The sequence below is a fragment of the Tepidisphaeraceae bacterium genome (assembly GCA_035998445.1).
Classification (GTDB): domain Bacteria; phylum Planctomycetota; class Phycisphaerae; order Tepidisphaerales; family Tepidisphaeraceae; genus DASYHQ01.
The window spans coordinates 1-17,062 of the sequence record DASYHQ010000051.1; the positions used below are offsets into that span (position 1 = coordinate 1).

At 62.7% G+C, this 17,062-nt stretch carries 18 protein-coding genes; 11 read left to right on the top strand and 7 right to left on the bottom strand.

Features of this window, described 5'->3' with window-relative positions; genetic code table 11:
• A partial coding sequence (locus VGN72_19085; protein ID HEV7301476.1) for an IS481 family transposase occupies positions 1-138 on the top strand: 138 nt, incomplete at its 5' end.
• 4 nt (positions 139-142) lie between these two features.
• Here the strand turns inward: VGN72_19085 and VGN72_19090 are convergent.
• Entirely contained in the window at positions 143-976 is an 834-nt protein-coding gene (locus VGN72_19090) for an inositol monophosphatase (protein HEV7301477.1), read from the bottom strand.
• A 293-nt stretch (positions 977-1,269) separates the two neighbouring features.
• On the opposite strand from VGN72_19090, the gene VGN72_19095 reads away from it, so the two are divergent.
• The 4 genes from VGN72_19095 to rpsR all read left to right on the top strand — a co-directional run bounded on the left by VGN72_19095 (position 1,270) and on the right by rpsR (position 4,348).
• Positions 1,270-2,253, top strand: coding sequence for a cation diffusion facilitator family transporter (locus VGN72_19095; protein ID HEV7301478.1), 984 nt, complete (start codon positions 1,270-1,272; stop codon positions 2,251-2,253).
• Positions 2,254-2,803: 550 nt separating this feature from the next.
• A complete protein-coding gene (locus VGN72_19100) occupies positions 2,804-3,112 on the top strand; it encodes an HU family DNA-binding protein (protein ID HEV7301479.1) in 309 nt (102 codons plus the stop codon).
• Between the two features lie 333 nt (positions 3,113-3,445).
• Positions 3,446-3,946: a DUF2383 domain-containing protein gene (locus VGN72_19105; protein ID HEV7301480.1), complete on the top strand. Its 501-nt coding sequence runs from the start codon at positions 3,446-3,448 to the stop codon at positions 3,944-3,946.
• A 129-nt stretch (positions 3,947-4,075) separates the two neighbouring features.
• Complete coding sequence (rpsR, locus tag VGN72_19110) at positions 4,076-4,348, top strand: 30S ribosomal protein S18 (protein ID HEV7301481.1); 273 nt, start codon at positions 4,076-4,078, stop codon at positions 4,346-4,348.
• 133 nt (positions 4,349-4,481) lie between these two features.
• Here rpsR and VGN72_19115 read toward each other — a convergent pair whose 3' ends face one another.
• Positions 4,482-5,450, bottom strand: a complete 969-nt coding sequence (locus VGN72_19115; protein ID HEV7301482.1) for a GGDEF domain-containing protein — start codon at positions 5,448-5,450, stop codon at positions 4,482-4,484.
• Positions 5,451-5,599: 149 nt separating this feature from the next.
• On the opposite strand from VGN72_19115, the gene sthA reads away from it, so the two are divergent.
• Complete coding sequence (sthA, locus tag VGN72_19120; GenBank protein HEV7301483.1) at positions 5,600-7,045, top strand: Si-specific NAD(P)(+) transhydrogenase; 1,446 nt, start codon at positions 5,600-5,602, stop codon at positions 7,043-7,045.
• Positions 7,046-7,133: 88 nt separating this feature from the next.
• The gene (locus tag VGN72_19125; protein HEV7301484.1) at positions 7,134-7,508 is read left to right on the top strand and encodes a response regulator; all 375 of its coding nucleotides are present in this window, start codon (positions 7,134-7,136) and stop codon (positions 7,506-7,508) included.
• A 57-nt stretch (positions 7,509-7,565) separates the two neighbouring features.
• Here VGN72_19125 and VGN72_19130 read toward each other — a convergent pair whose 3' ends face one another.
• Entirely contained in the window at positions 7,566-9,137 is a 1,572-nt protein-coding gene (locus tag VGN72_19130; protein HEV7301485.1) for a DUF4080 domain-containing protein, read from the bottom strand.
• A gap of 203 nt (positions 9,138-9,340) precedes the next feature.
• Between VGN72_19130 and VGN72_19135 the strand changes: the two genes are divergently transcribed.
• From VGN72_19135 to VGN72_19150, 4 genes are all read left to right on the top strand, one after another.
• Positions 9,341-9,835 (top strand): hypothetical protein, encoded by a 495-nt coding sequence (locus VGN72_19135; protein HEV7301486.1) that lies wholly within the window; start codon positions 9,341-9,343, stop codon positions 9,833-9,835.
• A gap of 164 nt (positions 9,836-9,999) precedes the next feature.
• Positions 10,000-10,410, top strand: coding sequence for a hypothetical protein (locus VGN72_19140; protein HEV7301487.1), 411 nt, complete (start codon positions 10,000-10,002; stop codon positions 10,408-10,410).
• A 63-nt stretch (positions 10,411-10,473) separates the two neighbouring features.
• A complete protein-coding gene (locus VGN72_19145) occupies positions 10,474-11,490 on the top strand; it encodes a YdjY domain-containing protein (protein ID HEV7301488.1) in 1,017 nt (338 codons plus the stop codon).
• Positions 11,487-12,191 (top strand): hypothetical protein, encoded by a 705-nt coding sequence (locus VGN72_19150; protein HEV7301489.1) that lies wholly within the window; start codon positions 11,487-11,489, stop codon positions 12,189-12,191. Before VGN72_19145 ends, VGN72_19150 begins: the two co-directional genes overlap by 4 nt.
• Here VGN72_19150 and VGN72_19155 read toward each other — a convergent pair.
• The 4 genes from VGN72_19155 to VGN72_19170 form a co-directional block, all read right to left on the bottom strand.
• Complete coding sequence (locus tag VGN72_19155) at positions 12,173-13,021, bottom strand: alpha/beta fold hydrolase (GenBank protein ID HEV7301490.1); 849 nt, start codon at positions 13,019-13,021, stop codon at positions 12,173-12,175. The two genes, VGN72_19150 and VGN72_19155, sit on opposite strands and share 19 nt — an antisense overlap.
• On the bottom strand, positions 13,018-13,824 hold the full coding sequence (locus VGN72_19160; GenBank protein ID HEV7301491.1) for a hypothetical protein: 807 nt from the start codon (positions 13,822-13,824) through the stop codon (positions 13,018-13,020). Before VGN72_19160 ends, VGN72_19155 begins: the two co-directional genes overlap by 4 nt.
• Positions 13,825-14,112: 288 nt before the next feature.
• Positions 14,113-14,802, bottom strand: a complete 690-nt coding sequence (gene deoC / locus VGN72_19165) for a deoxyribose-phosphate aldolase (GenBank protein ID HEV7301492.1) — start codon at positions 14,800-14,802, stop codon at positions 14,113-14,115.
• A gap of 877 nt (positions 14,803-15,679) precedes the next feature.
• The gene (locus tag VGN72_19170) at positions 15,680-16,612 is read right to left on the bottom strand and encodes a ParB/RepB/Spo0J family partition protein (protein ID HEV7301493.1); all 933 of its coding nucleotides are present in this window, start codon (positions 16,610-16,612) and stop codon (positions 15,680-15,682) included.
• Between the last annotated feature and the right edge of the window lie 450 nt (positions 16,613-17,062).

Here is a 17,062-nt window from a genome sequence, read left to right on the forward strand (position 1 = left end):
GCCGCATATAACTTCGCTAAGCGACTCAAAACCCTGCATGGCCTCACGCCCCACGAGTTCATCTGCAAGAAGTGGCTTGAAGACCCTAGCCAGTTCCATTCAGATCCGAACCAGCACATGCTGGGACTGTACACCTAGTGCATCACGGATTCTTCAGTAAGTACTCCAGCACGTCCCCATGCGCATTTGGGGCCCCCGCCAGAAACGGCACCTTCGCGCCTGTGTAAGCCGTCAGGTCGTACGGCCAGATTGGCTTGCCATCCAAACCCGTCACCACCCCGCCAGCGGCCAGCACGATGGCGCAGGGCGCAACCGCGTCCCAGAGTTTGCCGTTGACGGTGATGGCGGCGTGGGCGACGCCGGCGGCGACCTGGATGGCCTCGATGGCGGCCGAGCCGAGCATGCGCGTCTTCCAGGTCGTCTGCCCGATGAAATTGCACGCCCACTGCGGGCAGCGGCCGGCCTTGTCGATCAGGTTGCTCGTGACCATGATCATCGCGGCGTCGTCCAACCGGCGCTCGGTGGCGCGAATGGGGTGGCCGTTGAGCGTGGCGCCTTCGTCAACGATGCCAGCGTACATCTCGTCGCGCGTCACGTCGTACACCACGCCCAGCACCGGTCGGCCGGCGTCCATTAAGCCGATGCAGACGGCGAACGCGCCCAGGCCGGCGATGAAGTTGTTGGTGCCGTCGATCGGGTCGATCACCCAGTTGCGGCCAGCGGGATTCGGGATGATCGCGGTGATCGCGTCGCCGGCGTCGGATTCCTCACCGATGATGCCGTCGGTCGGGAAGCGCTGGCGCAAACCGTCGACGATGTATCGCTGGGTCGCGCGGTCGGCGACGGTGACGGCCTCGTCGGTCGTGGTGGCGTGGGTCTTGGTCAGCCGATCGACCTTCCCGTAATGGCTCAGCGCCACGCTGCCCGCGCCGCGCGCCAACTCCACGATGTACGACAGGTCATTCGAAAGCGACATGCCCCGCACGATAGGCCGCAGGCCGTCGCTTGGCAACGCGATGCATTGGGACGCGTGATGTTGCGCGCCAAGCACGCCAAGAAGCCAAGGGCGCCAAGTAGTAAGCACGTCAGGGAAGATACTGGTCTGAAGCGATACATTCGACGATTGGAGGCCGACCTGCTTAGTTTGGATCTTCTTGGCGCTCTTGGCGTACTTGGAGACTTGGCGCGATGCATTCGATGATCAGAAGGCCTAAGCGCTTCCCAATCGCACCATCGGATTTACAATCGCGCACGCAGTTCGCGTGACCCATGCCGACTTCGCTCCCCCCAACCGCCGCGTCCGAGTTCGTCTCCGGCACGGAGATCCACGGGCCGAGCGTGAACCCGCGCGTGGAGTTTCGTATCGCGCGAATCGCGCTCTTCGTCGCGATCGCGCTGCTGGTCACAAAGTTCACCGCGTACGCGATCACGGGCTCGGCGGCGATCTTTTCCGACGCGCTGGAAAGCGTCGTGAACGTCGCGGCGGCCATCATGGCGATCTGGGCGCTGGCGGTGGCGCATCGGCCGGCGGACCAGTCGCATCCGTACGGGCATGGCAAGGTGGAGTTCATCGGCGCCGCGCTCGAGGGCGGCATGATCCTGCTGGCCGCCGTCGCGGGCGCGTTGAAGGCGATCGACGTGCTGCTGCGCAGCCCACCCGTCTCGCCGAAGTTAGACGCGGGCCTGGCACTGATGGCGGCGGCCTTGGTCGTCAACGGGGTGCTGGGCGCGGCGCTCGTGCGAATGGGTCGGCGGCGCGGATCGCTCGTGCTGGAAGCCGATGGCCGGCATCTATTGAGCGACGCGCTGACGAGCGTGGTCGCGGTGGCGTCGCTGTGGATGGTGCGTTGGACGGGCAAGGCGTGGATCGACCCGCTGGGCGGCCTGATCGTGTCGGTTTGGATCGCAGTGGTCGGCGTCTCGTTGATCCGCCGGAGCGTCGCCGGGCTGATGGACCAGACCGACCCGGCCGACGATGCGCTGCTGCGGCGCATCATCAACCGGCACATCGGCGACGGTGCGAACGAGCCGCGCGTCTGCAGCTTCCACAAGCTACGCCACCGCCATAGCGGCAGATATCACTGGGTCGACTTCCACCTGAAGGTGCCGGCCGACTGGGACATCCAACGTGCCCACGAGGTCGCCAGCGCCATCGAGTACGAGATCGAGTTGGCCCTCGTCCACGGCAACGCGACGGCGCACGTGGAGCCGTGCGGCGAACGGGGCTGCGGGCAGTGCAGTGCTTCCCGCTAGTCGGCCGATGGATGCCTAACATTTTTGCGGGGCATCGAACGTAACATGGGCGTCTCGCCCATGCCCGTGGATCGCATTAGAGACTTGATTAGTGGCAACTCGCTTCGACTGAGCAGTTGCCACTAAGCAAATCATCCGGCCCTGCAACGCGCATGGGCGAGACGCCCATGCTACGGCGAAGCGTCTCCCCACCGACGCGTTTCCTCACATCCCTACGAAAATCCTAAAGGTTTTCTCGGACGCAAGCGGATAATAGGTAGACGCCACGGCGACGAACGCTCGTGTTTTTCGTATCGAACGGAGCGCGAGAACGAGATTCGCCCGAAAAAACAATGGATTTTGAGGATCGGACGTTGATATGCCCGGTTTTTCAGGTACTTTTAAGGCGTCGGCCCCTGTGGCTCGGGGTTGACGCAGATGGCTTCGGGCGGCGTTGAGGCGTCCGAAGACTGGCAGTCGGGTGGTTGGACCGCCCGAAGGCCGCCGACGTGCCCGGTGAGGCGCGTTGGCCAAAGTTCACCTCTACGTTTCTCTTGGAAAGGAGAATCTCATGGCAAAGGCTCCCGCAAAAGCGCTCACGAAGAGCGAAATCGCCGCCACGTTGGCTGAGAAGGTCGGCATCAGCAAGAAGCAGGTGAACCTGTTCTTCCAGGAACAGGCCAACCTCGCCTACAAGCATGCGAAGAACACCTTCGTGGTCCCCGGCATCGGCAAGCTCGTGCTGGCCGAAAGCCCGGCCCGCGAGATGGTGATGCGCTTCGGTCCAAAGACCGGCCAGACCGTCAAGGTCCCCAAGCGCAAGAAGGTCAAGTTCCGCATCGCCAAGGCCGCCAAGGACGCGATCCTCGGCACGAAGTAAACCTTCGATCGCCCGCGATCAGGAATAACGGAAGTTACGAAGCTGCAGGACGAATTTCGTCCTGCAGCTTTGTTTTTGGGTTGAACGAAGTGCGACAAAGTGGCGTGGGAGGCGTTGCGGGTTGGATGAAAGAAGCGCTCGAGCGGCTCAAGGAACCTGCCGCTGAAGCGGCAAGTCCGGTGGGTTCTCGTTAATCAGATACGCAGCGGGCATTGGGTGCGACCGCGTGGGTATCTTAGGACCCTCAAACAGTTTGTCGATCTTCCATCCGCTTCTTTGGCACGCCCGTTGTTTGGTGTCGTTTGCGCCACACAACTTGGAGACGATATGACGATGAGCGACGGAACTGCTTCGAACCCCGCCTTGAACGCCGACTCGCGGGAAAAAGGCACGGAAGGCATTATTACCCAGCTGAACTCCCTGCTACGCGGAGAGATCTCGGCGGCTGAAACGTACAAGCAGGCGATCGACAAAGTCGGTACCGACCACGCCGAAAGCGTGAAGATGCTTCGTCAAATTCAAGACGAGCACGGCCGGGCGGCCCAAGGGATCCGCGAGCGCATCCGCTCGATGGGTGGCGAGGCGGCCGATTCGTCGGGGGCATGGGGCATCTGGGCCAAGACGGTTCAGGGCACCATGAGTCTGTTCGGTGGCGATACCGGTGCCCTCAAAGCGCTTAAAGAGGGTGAGGAGCACGGCTTAAAGGACTACCGAGAGGCCATCGACGACGTCGACGGCGCCACCGCCCAGATGATCACCAACCAGTTCATCCCCGCCCAGCAGCGGCACATTAACCTGCTGGACCAGCTGATGACCAGCACTGCCAAGGCGTGACGAACGATCGGGTAGAGCAAGCTCCGCAACGGATCGATCAGGCGCGCGATGCGACTGCATCGCGCGCACTTGATCGACAGCGGCATTTAGCTATACTCTGCCCCTCGTTTTATCCGAAGGATCTTGATTATGGCCCGTGAAGTCCGCGAAAAGCGTGAGAAGCGCGAACAATTCCAAACGTTCAACCGTCCGAAGGTGAAGATCGCCCGCACCGCCGCCGATGGCACGGTCTACATCGACTACAAGGACACCGAGTCGCTGCGCAAGATGATCAGCGGCAACGGCAAGATCCAGTCGCGCAAGCGCACCGGCGCCAGCGCCATGGAACAACGCATGATCGCCAAGGCCGTGAAGCGCGCCCGCTATATGGCGCTCCTGCCCTACGTGACGGCCGCCCAGTAAGCGCCCCGTTCCGTTCGATGCAATTGCGACGACGCCCGGCTCCGCGGAGGACCCGGGCGTTTTCGCGTTTTGGCTGAACGACGGCCTTCCCGTTTTAGCGGGGAGGTTTCCCCGCCCCGACCTTTCTCGTTCTTCAACTCGCCCGCGACTTGATCGCACGCCCCGCCTTCACCGCGTACAGCGCCTTATCCGCCTCGGCCATCATGTTCGCGACCGAGGGCTCGGCCAAGCTGCGCAGTGTGCTCATCCCGATCGACAACTTCGGTGGCAACGGCACCTTGAACGTGCGCGCGAACGCCTCCGTCAGCACCGCCAGCCGCTCGGCGAACGCGCCACCCGTCGCGGCGTTGCACCCGGGCAGCAGGATCAGGAACTCGTCGCCACCAATGCGGAACGCTTCGTCGGCCGCGCGCAGCGTGCCGCGCATCAACTGGCCTACTGATTTCAAGAAATCGTCACCCGCGGCGTGGCCCTTCAGGTCGTTCAGTTGCTTGAAGTAGTCGACATCGATCATCAGCAGGCACAGGTCGGTCCCCTCTTGCTGACAACGGTCCATCATCTCCGGTAGCGCGTCGTCCAGCCGCCGGCGGTTCTGCAAACCAGTGAGCGTGTCCGTGGTCGATTGTCGCTTCAGCGAACCGATGCGCCGCTCGAGCTGTTCGGTGCGCTGCGCGACGCGCTGGCGCAGCTCGTGGTTCAGCTCGGCCACCTTCGTCTGTTGCGATCGCAGTTCGCGCATCAGCTCGGCGACCATCATCGCGGCTGGGCGCAGCTGCCCACCGACGGCGTTCAGCACGTCGATCGGCGCGTTGCGATCGCGCACGTCCGTGTACGCTGATTCCAACCGGCGCAGCGGCGCGACCCACTCTCGCTGTCGGTAGTACCCCGCCGAGATCAGTCCCGCTGCGGCCGCGCCGATCAGTGTCAACTGCGTGACGTACGTGCCCCAGCGCGGCGAGGCGCCCTGCACCCACTGCGCGCACAGCGCCACGCCGGCGACCAGGGCGAGCAACGTGAGGCCCTTCAGGCCCCATAACGCGGCGCGCCGGGCCGCGGATGATGAGGGCGCACTATCGGACTGCGGCGCATTACGGTCTTCCACCAGTTCTCCAAAAACGCTTTCGATTGATATCGACGCACTGCGTTACCTCCTTAACGTGCCACTGTCATGGTCGTCACAGAGTTACGGAAAGGGGAAATGGTTCACCTCTAATCCCGACCACCCGCATGACCGATACGACTGGTATCACGATGACCGCACACTCAAAATATGACCTGGTCGTGCTTGGGTCCGGCCCCGCCGGTCAGAAGGCTGCCGTCGCTGCGGCCAAGCTCGGCAAGCGGGTGGCGGTCGTCGAACGCGCCCATAGCGTCGGTGGCGTCTGCATCCATACCGGAACCATTCCGTCGAAAGCGATCCGCGAGGCCGTGCTGCACCTCACTGGCATTCGCGAGCGCGCGGTCTACGGCGACGGTTACGCGGTGAAGCACGGCATCACCATGGCCGACCTGCTCTATCGTTGCCATCACGTGGTGAAGAGCGAGGTCGACGTCATCCGTAACCAGATGGAACGCAACGGCGTCACCATGCTGTACGGTAGCGCCTCGTTCGCTGGGCCGAACACGATCCGCGTGGAACACGACGGCGGCGCGTACGACGTCTTCGGCCAGCACATCCTGGTGGCCGTCGGTACCCAACCGGCGCGACCGAGCACGGTGCCCTTTGTGCCGGGCAAAATTATCGATAGCAACGGACTATTGGAACTGCAGAAGTTGCCGCGCAGCATCGTGGTGGTGGGCGGTGGCGTGATCGGCACCGAGTACGCCTGCATGCTGGCCGCGGTCGGCGTGCGCGTGACGCTCGTTGAATCGCAGCCGCGCTTGCTGGAGTTCGTGGATAACGAACTGGCCGAGTCGTTGCAGTTTCGCCTTCGTGACATGGGCGTGCGCCTGCGTTTAGGCGAGAGCGTGTCGACGATCGAAGATACGACCGACGGCGTCGTGGCGACGCTGTGCAGCAACAAGCGCATCTTCGCCGACACGCTGCTGTACGCCATCGGCCGCCAGGGCGCCACGGCCGGACTGAACCTGGAGGCCGCGGGATTGTCTGCCGACAATCGCGGGCGCTTAAAGGTGAACGAGACGCTGCAGACCAGCGTGCCGCACATCTACGCCGCCGGTGACGTGATCGGCTTCCCCGCGCTGGCGGCCACGAGCATGGAACAGGGGCGCCTCGCGGCGCATCACATGTTCCCGCAGGCTGGCAGCCTTGTCGCGCCGGCGGCGGAAGCGGCGCCGTTTCCGTACGGCATCTACACGATTCCCGAGATCAGCATGATCGGCGCAACCGAGCAGCAGCTCACGCAGGCGGGTACGCCATACGAAGCGGGCATCGCGCGTTACCGCGAGATCGCGCGCGGCCAACTGATCGCCGACCCGCACGGCTTAATGAAGTTGCTTTTCCACCCGGAGAGCCGCAGGTTGCTCGGGGTGCACGTGATCGGCACTGGCGCGACGGAGCTGATTCACATTGGGCAAGCAGTGATGACCGCGGGCATGCCGATCGATTATTTCGTTGAGAGCGTTTTTAACTACCCCACGCTCGCCGAGTGCTACAAAGTCGCAGCGCTGGAAGGACTGTCGCGGTCGCGGCCGGCGCAGAAGACACCGGCGACCCCACTTGCCGTCGCTGCGTAGCGAGAAATCCGATCGCGGCCGGCATCCGCCTTCAGTCGCTCATCGCGACACCCGATACGTCGTGTGCAGCCGCCAGCTGCGCATCGCGATGAACCCACACCCAATCTCTACGCTGCGCATTCTGATCGTCGAGGACGACAAGGGCACCCGCTGTGCGATGACGCGGTTGCTTGAACGTCACGGCTACGGCGCCACCGCGTCGGGCACGGTCGCCGATACGCTCGAACTGTTGCTGCGGCAGACGTTCGACGTCGCGCTCGTCGATCTGATGCTCCCCGATGGTCACGGCGGGGAGATCGTCGACTGGCTAACCCTGCACGCGCCTCAGACGGCCGTCACCGTGCTCACCGGTTGCAACGACGCCACCTTGCTGCAAGCCATCAGGGCCAGCGGTGGCGTGCGCCTGTTGCAGAAGCCGATCGAGTTCGTCGAAGTGCTGGCGAACATTCGCAAGACCGGCTGAGACGGTAAAGAACCCGAAGGCGCGATGGGGCGACGGAACCCGCGGAGAACAGTCGACCTAGATCGGCAAGTGCCGCGCCTGTCGACTCGGCAGCGCACCGGCGTGCCGGCGGCGGGCGGCGCGGGCATCGTCCTTGTTCACGAAGTCGCGCAGGAAGACTGGCCGATCACCGCGCCCGGCGCGTTGCCAATCGCGCCAGAGGGATTCGGCCGTCGCGCGTTCGTCAAGGCTCAACCAATCGACGCAGAACCGCAGCACCCCCTCGGCCAGCTCGTGCAGTGGAATGCCGTGCGCGCGACCAAAGCGCGCGAAGAGCCATTCCGTCATCGCGCGGAAGCTGGCGAACGGTGAAGGTCCGTTGTCGAGCACCCGCGCGGTCGTCTCGACGAAGTTGCCGCTGTTGGCGATCAGGTCCCAGAAGCGCGCAAAACGCTTCATGCCGAGCATGGCGCCCGCGTCGATCAGCTTCGTCTGTCGCACCTCGTACGGTGGCGCAGGGTCGTACACCATCTCCCAAGTCGCATCGTGCCGCACGATCGGCGTGCCGCGCAGGCGCTTCAGCATGCCGACTTGGATCTCCTGAGGCCGCAATCGCACCAGGCGGTCGAAGCCGCGCGCGAAGCTGGCGATGTCCTCGCCAGGCAGTCCGACGATCAGGTCGGCATGCACGTGAACGCCCGTCTGCTCGCGCAGCCAGGTGAGGTTCTCCTGGATCTTCGCCACGTCCTGCCGGCGACTGATGAGGGCCGACACGTCCTCGTTGAACGTTTGGATGCCCACCTCGAACTGCAGCGTGCCTGGCGGGAATTGTGTGATGAGCTCGCGCAGCGGATCGGGCAGGCGATCGGGGATCATCTCGAAGTGCAGGAACAGATCGTCGCTGAGCCGATCGAGGAAGAAGCGCAAGATGGCGCGGCTGATGTTCAGGTTGAGGTTGAACGTGCGATCGACAAACTTGAACCGCCGCACACCGCGGTCGAGCAGCGACTGCATGGCAGCCAGGAACGCATCAGTCGGCACGTTGCGCACCGGCACGTCGAGCGAGGACAGGCAAAACTCGCACTTGAACGGACAGCCGCGCGACGCCTCAACGTAAATCACGCGTTGCGCGATATCCACATCGGTATACAAATCGTATGGCAGCGCCACCGTCGGCGACGAAGGTGCAAGTTGCAGCGCCTTTTGCTTCGCGGCGAACTCCGGTAGATCGGCGGCGATGACCTTCGTCAACGGCCTGCGGTTGGTCAGCAGCTTGTCGCAGAGCGCCGCGAACGCGAGGTCGGCCTCGCCGGTGATGACGTAGTCGGCCAGGTGCGCGATCTCCTGCTGGTTCGTCTCGTACGACACCTCTGGCCCGCCCAGCACGATCGTCAAGTTTGGGCGCAGCCGCTTCAGTTCGCGCACCAGTTCGGTCGACTGCGTTACGTTCCAGATGTAGACGCCGATGCCGACGATAATCGGTTCCTGTTTCAGGACTTCTTGCGCAGCCGTCGGGATAGGGCGCTTGATGTCGAACTCGATCATCGTGGCGTGCGCCGCCAGCGGGCCGAGGTTGGCCATGAGGTAACGCAAGCCGAACGACGCGTGCGCGTAGCGGGCGTTGAGGGTGGTGAGGACGATCTGCGGCATCAGGAAGACAAAGTGTATCAGTATAGTCGGCCGATTTCGTCGGTGTGGAGTTCAAGTGTGGCTGATAGGATGAGCCTGGTAATATGCGCGATCTGTGTATCGTATGTCGGCTGGCGTGCCGGCCGGTGCATTTGAGTATCAGGATTAGCCTGACGGGCCGATGTCGATAGCGCCATGGCGCGTCGATTGCGACTTTATCACCCATGCCCCCCACGTCGGACCAACTCGTAGCGCAGATCGTCTGGCTGTTCGTGCTGGCGATCCCCGTGTCGTGCGTCGCGTGGACGGTGACGCACGAAGAGGTATTCCGCGAGCCGCGTGAGTTCTGCCAGCGGAAGAGCCAGTCCTGCAATCGCGTGTTCAAGCGCAAGTTCTTCTACCTGTTCACCTGCGAGTACTGCTTCAGCCACTACGTGACGATTTTGTTCATCTGGCTGACCGGCTATCGAATGCTGCTGGACGACTGGCGCGGTTACGTGCTGGCATTCTTCGGCGTGGTCTGGATCGCCAACGCCTACATGAGCCTGTTTGCCCGCCTGCGCGTCGACATCCGCAGCGAGCGCGCCGTGGCCGAGGTGCGAGCGAAGGAAGCGGAAGTGAAGGCCAAGCAGATCGAACGCATGAGCGCCGAGCCTGCCGATCGCGCTGCGACGCATGAGAACGAGGACGGGTCGCGTCCGATAAGAACGTCGATGTGAGTGGCGTCCCCGCATTCCATAGGCCTCCGCGTTCACCTCATGTCGGCGAATTTCCCCGCTGCAGATTTGCCACCCTCACCATTCGAATCGTAGGTTTCATGGACGGCCCGACGAATCGGGCGGGCGGCCCTATTGGGGAAGACGAGTTCGAAAGACAGGATGACATGCAACTGGCCCAGGAATCCAACACGGCTCTGATCGACGCGACGGTGTTTCCGCGCGAGGTCGACCTGATCATCTCGGCGTTGGAGGCCGGTGGATCGGGTGGCGCCGAGAGCCGCGTGCTGCCGCGCTTCCCCTATCGCACCCGGGCGGAACTGCGGTTGTTCAGTGACGGCGGTGGCCAGCGCCCGTGGACGCTGTACACGCGCGACGTGAACCGCCGCGGGCTGGGGTTCGTCACGTCGCACCGGTTGCCGCTGGGCTACGGTGGCGTGTTGAACATCGCCGCGCCGGACGGGCGCGTGCTGGCGGTCAACTGCACGCTGCTGCGCTGCCGCGAGGCTGCGCCGGGCTGGTTCGAGGGATGCGTCTACTTCAACCGCGACCAAGCCGATTTCGGCGCGTTGGAGTAACGCGGGCCGTTCGTTAAACTCGCACGGGTCCCCCGCGTTTACCCTCACCAGCGGAGCCGGCCCATGCGCGCATTGCACAGCCTGTTGATCGTCCTCCTGATGTCCACCGGCGCCATCGCGCAGGACGTTCCCCCTTCCCCCACTACCGCACCGGCCGACCAACAGCAGGCCGGTGGTTTTCCGGGCATCGCGGTCGATGTCGCCGCCAAGCAGGTGCGCGTGGACTGCGAGACGCTGGACGTCGACGCGCCCCTGGAGTTCTTTTGCGTGGTCAGCGGCACCAACGAGCACGAGGCGATGCTGCGCTCGCCGATCAAACCGTCACACCTGCACGCGGCGCTGCTGATGCTCGGCCTGCAGCCGGGCGAGCCGGTGCGCTATTCCGAGGCCACCGAGAAGTGGATTCCACCGCACGGCCCGCCACTGACGCTGTTCGTTGAGTTCGAGAAGAACGGCAAACGGCAGCGGTATCCCGCGTACCGGTTGCTGCGCAACGTAAAGACGAAGCAACCGATGCCCCCGACGACGTGGATCTTCGCCGGCAGCCGATTGCTGGACGACAACTCGTACGCCGCCGATGCAACGGGATATCTCGTGAGCATCGTGAACTTCAACTACACGGTGATCGACATCCCGATGCTCGCCAGCAGCGCCAACGAGTCGCTGTCGTGGGAGATCAACTCCGACCTCATGCCGCCGCACGCCACGAAGGCCACGCTGGTGATCGAGCCGGCCGGTGCCGGTGATGTGGCTCCGCCGAACGGAAGCGGGAATGCCGATCTGGGCACGACGTCTACGACGCAGCCGACCGATGATCGCAACACTGGTACGAGACTCTCCGACGTAACGGTGAATGCGGCCGAGATCGACACGTTGCAGTCGGCGTGGGAGGCCGCGGTGCGGCCGCACCACGCGGCGCTGCGCGAGGCGGCTCAGGCCCACTACGACGTCATCAATTCGATGCGCCGCGAACAGCAGCGCTTGATCGATGAGGCTGATCGCATCCAACGCCGCATCGATGAGTTGGAGAAGAGCTATCAGGACATGACCACGCCGCGCCCGTCGGCGATCACACCATGAGCGAGCCAAGGCACGTTGGCGACTTGATCCGTGTCGCGCGGGCTGTGGCGCCACTGCTCCTCTTGTCGGCGATCGCAATCAGCGCGTGCTGGTTCTTCGCCGGTCCGACGATGGGACTGGCGTTCGCGGGATTCGGCATCGTGACGTTGATGGTGCCAACCGGCGCCCTCGATCGGAGCGGCACGACCGGGTCGCTAAAGCAACCAACCCAAGTGCTGTTGGTGCAAGTCGCAATCGTGCTGCCCGTGCTGGTCGCGTGGGCGTGCGCGACAGTCGTGGGAGCGTGGGATGGTGGCGCGCTAGCGGGGTTGATGGTGTTGTTGGTGACGTACGCCAGCGCGATCGCGATGACGGCTTGTTTACTCGCGCTCGTTGTTCCACGCGCGATCACAAGTTCTTTCATGACGGTCGTCGGCATTGCCTGGCTCGCGTGGCCGATCTGGACGGCGCCGTGGATGGGGGAATCATCAGCGAACCGACTGATCGCGGTTCATCCGCTGTTCGCGGTCAACCGGGTGACAGGGTTGATCCCTTGGCCGCAACATGAAGTGATCTACGGGCTGACGCGGCTCGGGCAGGATGTGCCTTACGCGCTGCCCAGTAGTGCGCTGGGCGCGGTTGGTCTGAACGTGCTGGTGATCGTACTCGCACTGGTGCTCCAGTTCGCGGCGCGACGGTACGTTCAACGCCCCACCCGCTGAACCGGCGCGTTCCTCACCGGCTTCGTCGCCGGCGTTACAGGTGACGTCGGCGGTGCGACGTCGCGCAGCAGCAGCGGCGCCAGCACGTCCTCGGCGAACGTCATGCGCATCGGGCCGATGTGGTCGCCGAGGTTGCCATACTTCAGGAAGGCCGGGTCGTACGGGAACTGAACGAACTTCTCGTACTGCTCGGCGTCCGCGGTCGGCGGAACGACGAACCCGACGCGCCCGCCGGCCTCCACCTTCTTCCCGTCAATCGTACCGAACATCTTCGTGCCCACGCCGAGCACGAGCGTGTCGTTCATGCTCGTGAACGCGTACGCCTTATGCTCGACGTGTCGCAGCGCCTCGCTCAGGTCGTAGTCTGGCGACAGCGCCGACGACAGCAGTACGAGGTTGTGTACCTTCACCTCGGGTGGCAGCGATTCCAGCGCCCAGACGGCGATGCCCGTGCCGCCGCTGTGCGCGACAAGGTTGATCTGGCGGCGCGGGTTGCGGGCGGCGATATCGGTGATCAGCTGCGCGACGTGCCTGGCCTGCTGGCGGTTGCGCTTGATCGCCAGCAGCGCGTTCAGGCCCGGATCGTTCTCGGTCCAGTCGTACGTGTCGTGCTCCGTGAACCCGCCGAACTGCAGGCCACGCACCATGGCGCGGTCCAACCCGCGTCGGCCACCAATGCCGGGCAGGTGCAGCACGTAGGGCACCGCAGGGGCGGCTTGCGCCTGCGGCTGTTGTTCGGGCGTCGCGTTCGCCTGTGCGGACAGCTGTGCGGGCAACAGCAGGCAGCAATGCATGATCAGCAGAACGGTGGCGTGTGATGGAAAGTTCATGGTGATGGCGTTTCGGACAAACTGATGGACTGCGCCTCAAGCGCCATCTGAGTCAGCAGTGGCGCGATGTACCCGCTGGCGAAGCGCACGCCCATGGCGCCGGTGTGGTCGCCCGGATGATTATACCGGCCCCACCACGCGGGGTCGTATGCAACGCTCTTCAACTTGCGGTACTGCGCTGCGTCGCGCGCGTCGCGCGGCAACATAAACCCGCCGTACCCGGCGGCAGCGACGTGCTTGCGGTCGATCGTGCCCCACGTGCTCGTGCCCCACCCTAACACGAACCCGTCACGCGGGCTGTGGAACGCCAGCATCTGACCGCGCACGCGCATCAACGCGCGCGACAGGTCGTAGTCCGGCGACAGCGCGGGGCAGATCAGCACAACGGCCTCCACCATCACGTCGGCGGGCAGCGCTTCCAATGCCCACACCGCCGGGCCCGCCCCACCACTGTCGCTGCTGAGGAAGATCGGTCGATTGGGATTGGCGCGGGCGAAGGTGGTCAGTTCCTCGGCCAGTTCACGGGCGGCCTGGCGATTGTCCTCGTAGGCGCGCAGTGCCTTGAACCACCAGTTGCGGCCCGTCCAGTCGTAAAGGTGCACGTCGGCATCGAAGCCACCAACCTGCAAGGCCGACATGTACGAGCGCTCGAGCGGCATGTCGCCGGCGATGCCGGGAAGGTGAACCAGCATCGGCTTAGGGTCGAGCGGCACCGTGTCGCGGCGGATCGCGCAGCCGCCGATCATCATCACCAGCAGCGGGATGATGATGGACCGAACGAGCAGCGGTGGCGCAACGAGCATTGCAAACCTAGTGGATAAACGAAACTTGTTCCGACCCACATGTGGGGCACGGTCGAATCATATGCGGGCGAGGTTGAATCAGGCGACGGGTTATCGGGCGTAAAAATATCTTGGGGGACGACATCAGTATTATTGTTTTGACGTAGCGAACGCGGCGTGTCCATGGTCAACGGACGCGTCCAAACGGTGTGGTGGGCGTTCCTGAGATCGAAGCCGTTGACGGCATATAGAAGAACTGGCCGCTGAAGCGGCCAGTCCGGCGAGGGGTTGGGAGCGCGTTTAGCTGCTTTAGGCCATAGCGTCGACGACGGCCACTGAGGCGCTCATGCCAAGACGGTCGGCACCAGCATCGAACATCGCGAGTGCGGTCGGCAGGTCGCGAATGCCACCGGACGCTTTGACCAGCAGACCCTGGCCATACTTCTTCATCAGGCGCACGGCTTCCAGGCTCGCCCCACCGGCCGGGTGGAAGCCGGTGCTTGTCTTGATGAAGTCACAGCCACTCTCGCGCACCGCTCGGCAAGCAACCTCGAGCGACCGCTCTCCCGCATCGTTCCCCGCCTTCAGCAGCGCGGCCGACTCGACAATCACCTTCACTACCACATCTTTGCGAGCTGCGCGCACGGCTCGCACGACTTCAATCAGTTCCGCCCTTGCGGCATCCAAATCGAACTGCATCAGGTACGGCAAGTGCGCAACCACGTCGACCTCGTCGGCTCCTTCCTTTACGGATGAGGTTGCCTCGATCGCTTTCACGGTCGCTTTCGATGTGCCATGCGGAAACGCGGTGACGGTGCAGGTGAGCACGTTCGTGCCCTGCAACCCTTCGGCGACGGTTGCCACCCAAATTGGCGCGACGCAGACCGATGCGAACTGATGCTGTCTCGCTTCGGCGATGTTTTGCTGCACTTCCATGGCCGTTGCTTCGGGCTTAAGAATGGTGTGATCAATCTTGGCGGCGAGTTCTGAAGAGGTCATGGTTGGATGTTCTAGCAGATCGGATCGTCCTGTTCTTCCGGTTTGATAGATAACAAATATTGAGGTGCTTCTGAAGTGTCTCGTACCTTCGGGATGTCGGGTTCAGGCCGACACGTTTCGGATGGTTTAGTCTCTATCGCTACAAGGGATACGGTGGACTAATGCGATGAATATGGGGTCGAGTATGGTCAGTCGATTGTCTTAGTCGTATATGTGCGTATCGATTTCCGATCGTCGACGCTGGCACCACAGGCGCCTGTAGCACGAAGGGGCGCTGAAGGCTTGGGAGGTTCGACCTCGACTGCTGCCCGCGTGTGGCAGGTCGAGAGTGTGCACGCGATCCGCAACCCTCCCCTGCTCCGTCTGGTTTGGTGACTCCCGGGCGGTGGTTTTCCAATAGGCATGCGTTTATGTGGGAGGATCGTCAGGGCGAGGGAGTCTCCCGGCAAAGGTTGACTTTGGTTTGCTGCGGTTGCGGGATTTAGCCCTTGATGTGCTGAGAATTGTTGGGGTGTCTGTGACTTTGCCCGATTGGTATCTAGCGTGTTTGCACCTTCTAGTTTAGAAACTGGCTTGCGTGCCACGGTTCGGTACTCCAATCCGTGCTGATGCACAAGAGCGCGGTTTGGAGTACCAGAGCACGGTACCCAGCTCTAACGTGCCGGCGTGGCTGGCCGCAAAAGCGTATAGCACGCTCTAGTCATACATCGCAGGCGGACTTATCTATCGAGGTCGGTTTGCGGCGGACTCTGGTGTGGCTGGTTGGACTACCCCCTGCAGTAACATTTGCGGGCTTGGGGGGCGGGAATGTTGGGAGGTATGCCGCGGGACCGAAGGGTGATGTTCCACGTGGAACATCACCCTGGGTCTTTAAATCTTACGGTTCTACATCAACGCCGAGCCGGGTCATCAATTCATCGAACTGGTCGAGTGAACCGTAATGCATGGTGATCCGCCCTCTCCCCTTCGATCCTGACGTTCGGATTTGCACCTTCAAGCCCAGCTGGCGTGCGACCGATCGTTCAAGATCGTTCAGATGTGGCGAATCAGATTTCGATTTCGTTGATGCTGTGGTCGCCGTTGGATCTTGAACGAGGCGCTCTAGATTGCGAACGGACAGGCCTTGGGCAACCGCCAGCTCAGCCAGGCGGAGCTGTTCGCCTGCGTCGCTGACCCCCGCTAAGACTTTTCCGTGCCCTAGGGTAAGACGGCCATCGCCGATCATCTGCTGCACGTCCTTCTGCAGGTCCAACAAGCGAGTGAAGTTCGCGATGCCACTACGGTCTTCTCCCAATCGACCTGCGAGCTCCGCTTGCGTCAGGCCGAGTTGATTCATCAGCGTGCGGTACCCATTCGCCCGGTCGATTGGATTCAGGTCCTCCCTTTGAATATTCTCAACGAGCGCGAGTTGTGCTTGGGTGAGGCCATCCACGTCTCGGATTATCGCGGGAATCTCTTTCAACCCCGCCAGTTTCGCCGCCCTCAATCGTCGTTCCCCGGCGACCAGCTCATATTGATCGCCTTGCCGACGAACGAGGATGGGCTGGATTAATCCGTTCGCTTTTAAGCTGGCAGCAAGTTCAATGAGAGATGCTTCTGGAAACGAGCGGCGTGGCTGGTGCGGATTCGGCACCACGGCGTCGACGGGAACCGTCGCAGGGGCGGCATCGGTTCGATCCTGTCCGACCGGGTTCTCGGCCGCCTTTTTCTCGAGCTCCACCGCCGGGGGGGCGGCCGTTGTAGCGGGCTCCTCGTTAACGGAGATCAAGCTGCTCAGGCCACGCCCTAATCGCGATTTCATTTTTGACATTGATGTTCCTTCTTTTCTTGTTCCACGTGGAACACTCTAGCAAGCCAACAGGGCGTCGCAAAGAAATTCGAATATGACGCGTCAAACTCAACAATTGAGCTGCAACGGTGCCCCAGCGAATAAGCGAGCAAGTCCATTGAAGCCACATCAGGACGGACTCCCGTTCACAACGTTTCCAACCAGAATTTGAAGGATTGCTGCAGGCGGGCTACCCGGTCACTGAAGCAGTGGGGTGGAGTGCTACCAGCGGTGAAGCGGCGCGAGCGAATGGCAGCCGCCTCTCGAAAGGAAGGAAAGGCTTTTCAGAAATCTCCGCACGCTTCGTGTCCATTCCGTTCCCAACTGTCTCCCTCAGCACTACGCGTATAGAACGGCTACCACCATCAACGCAGGTAAGGATGAGCAGCCCATAGATAGGTGCCACAAAATAAGGCCAGCGAACTCCGCAAC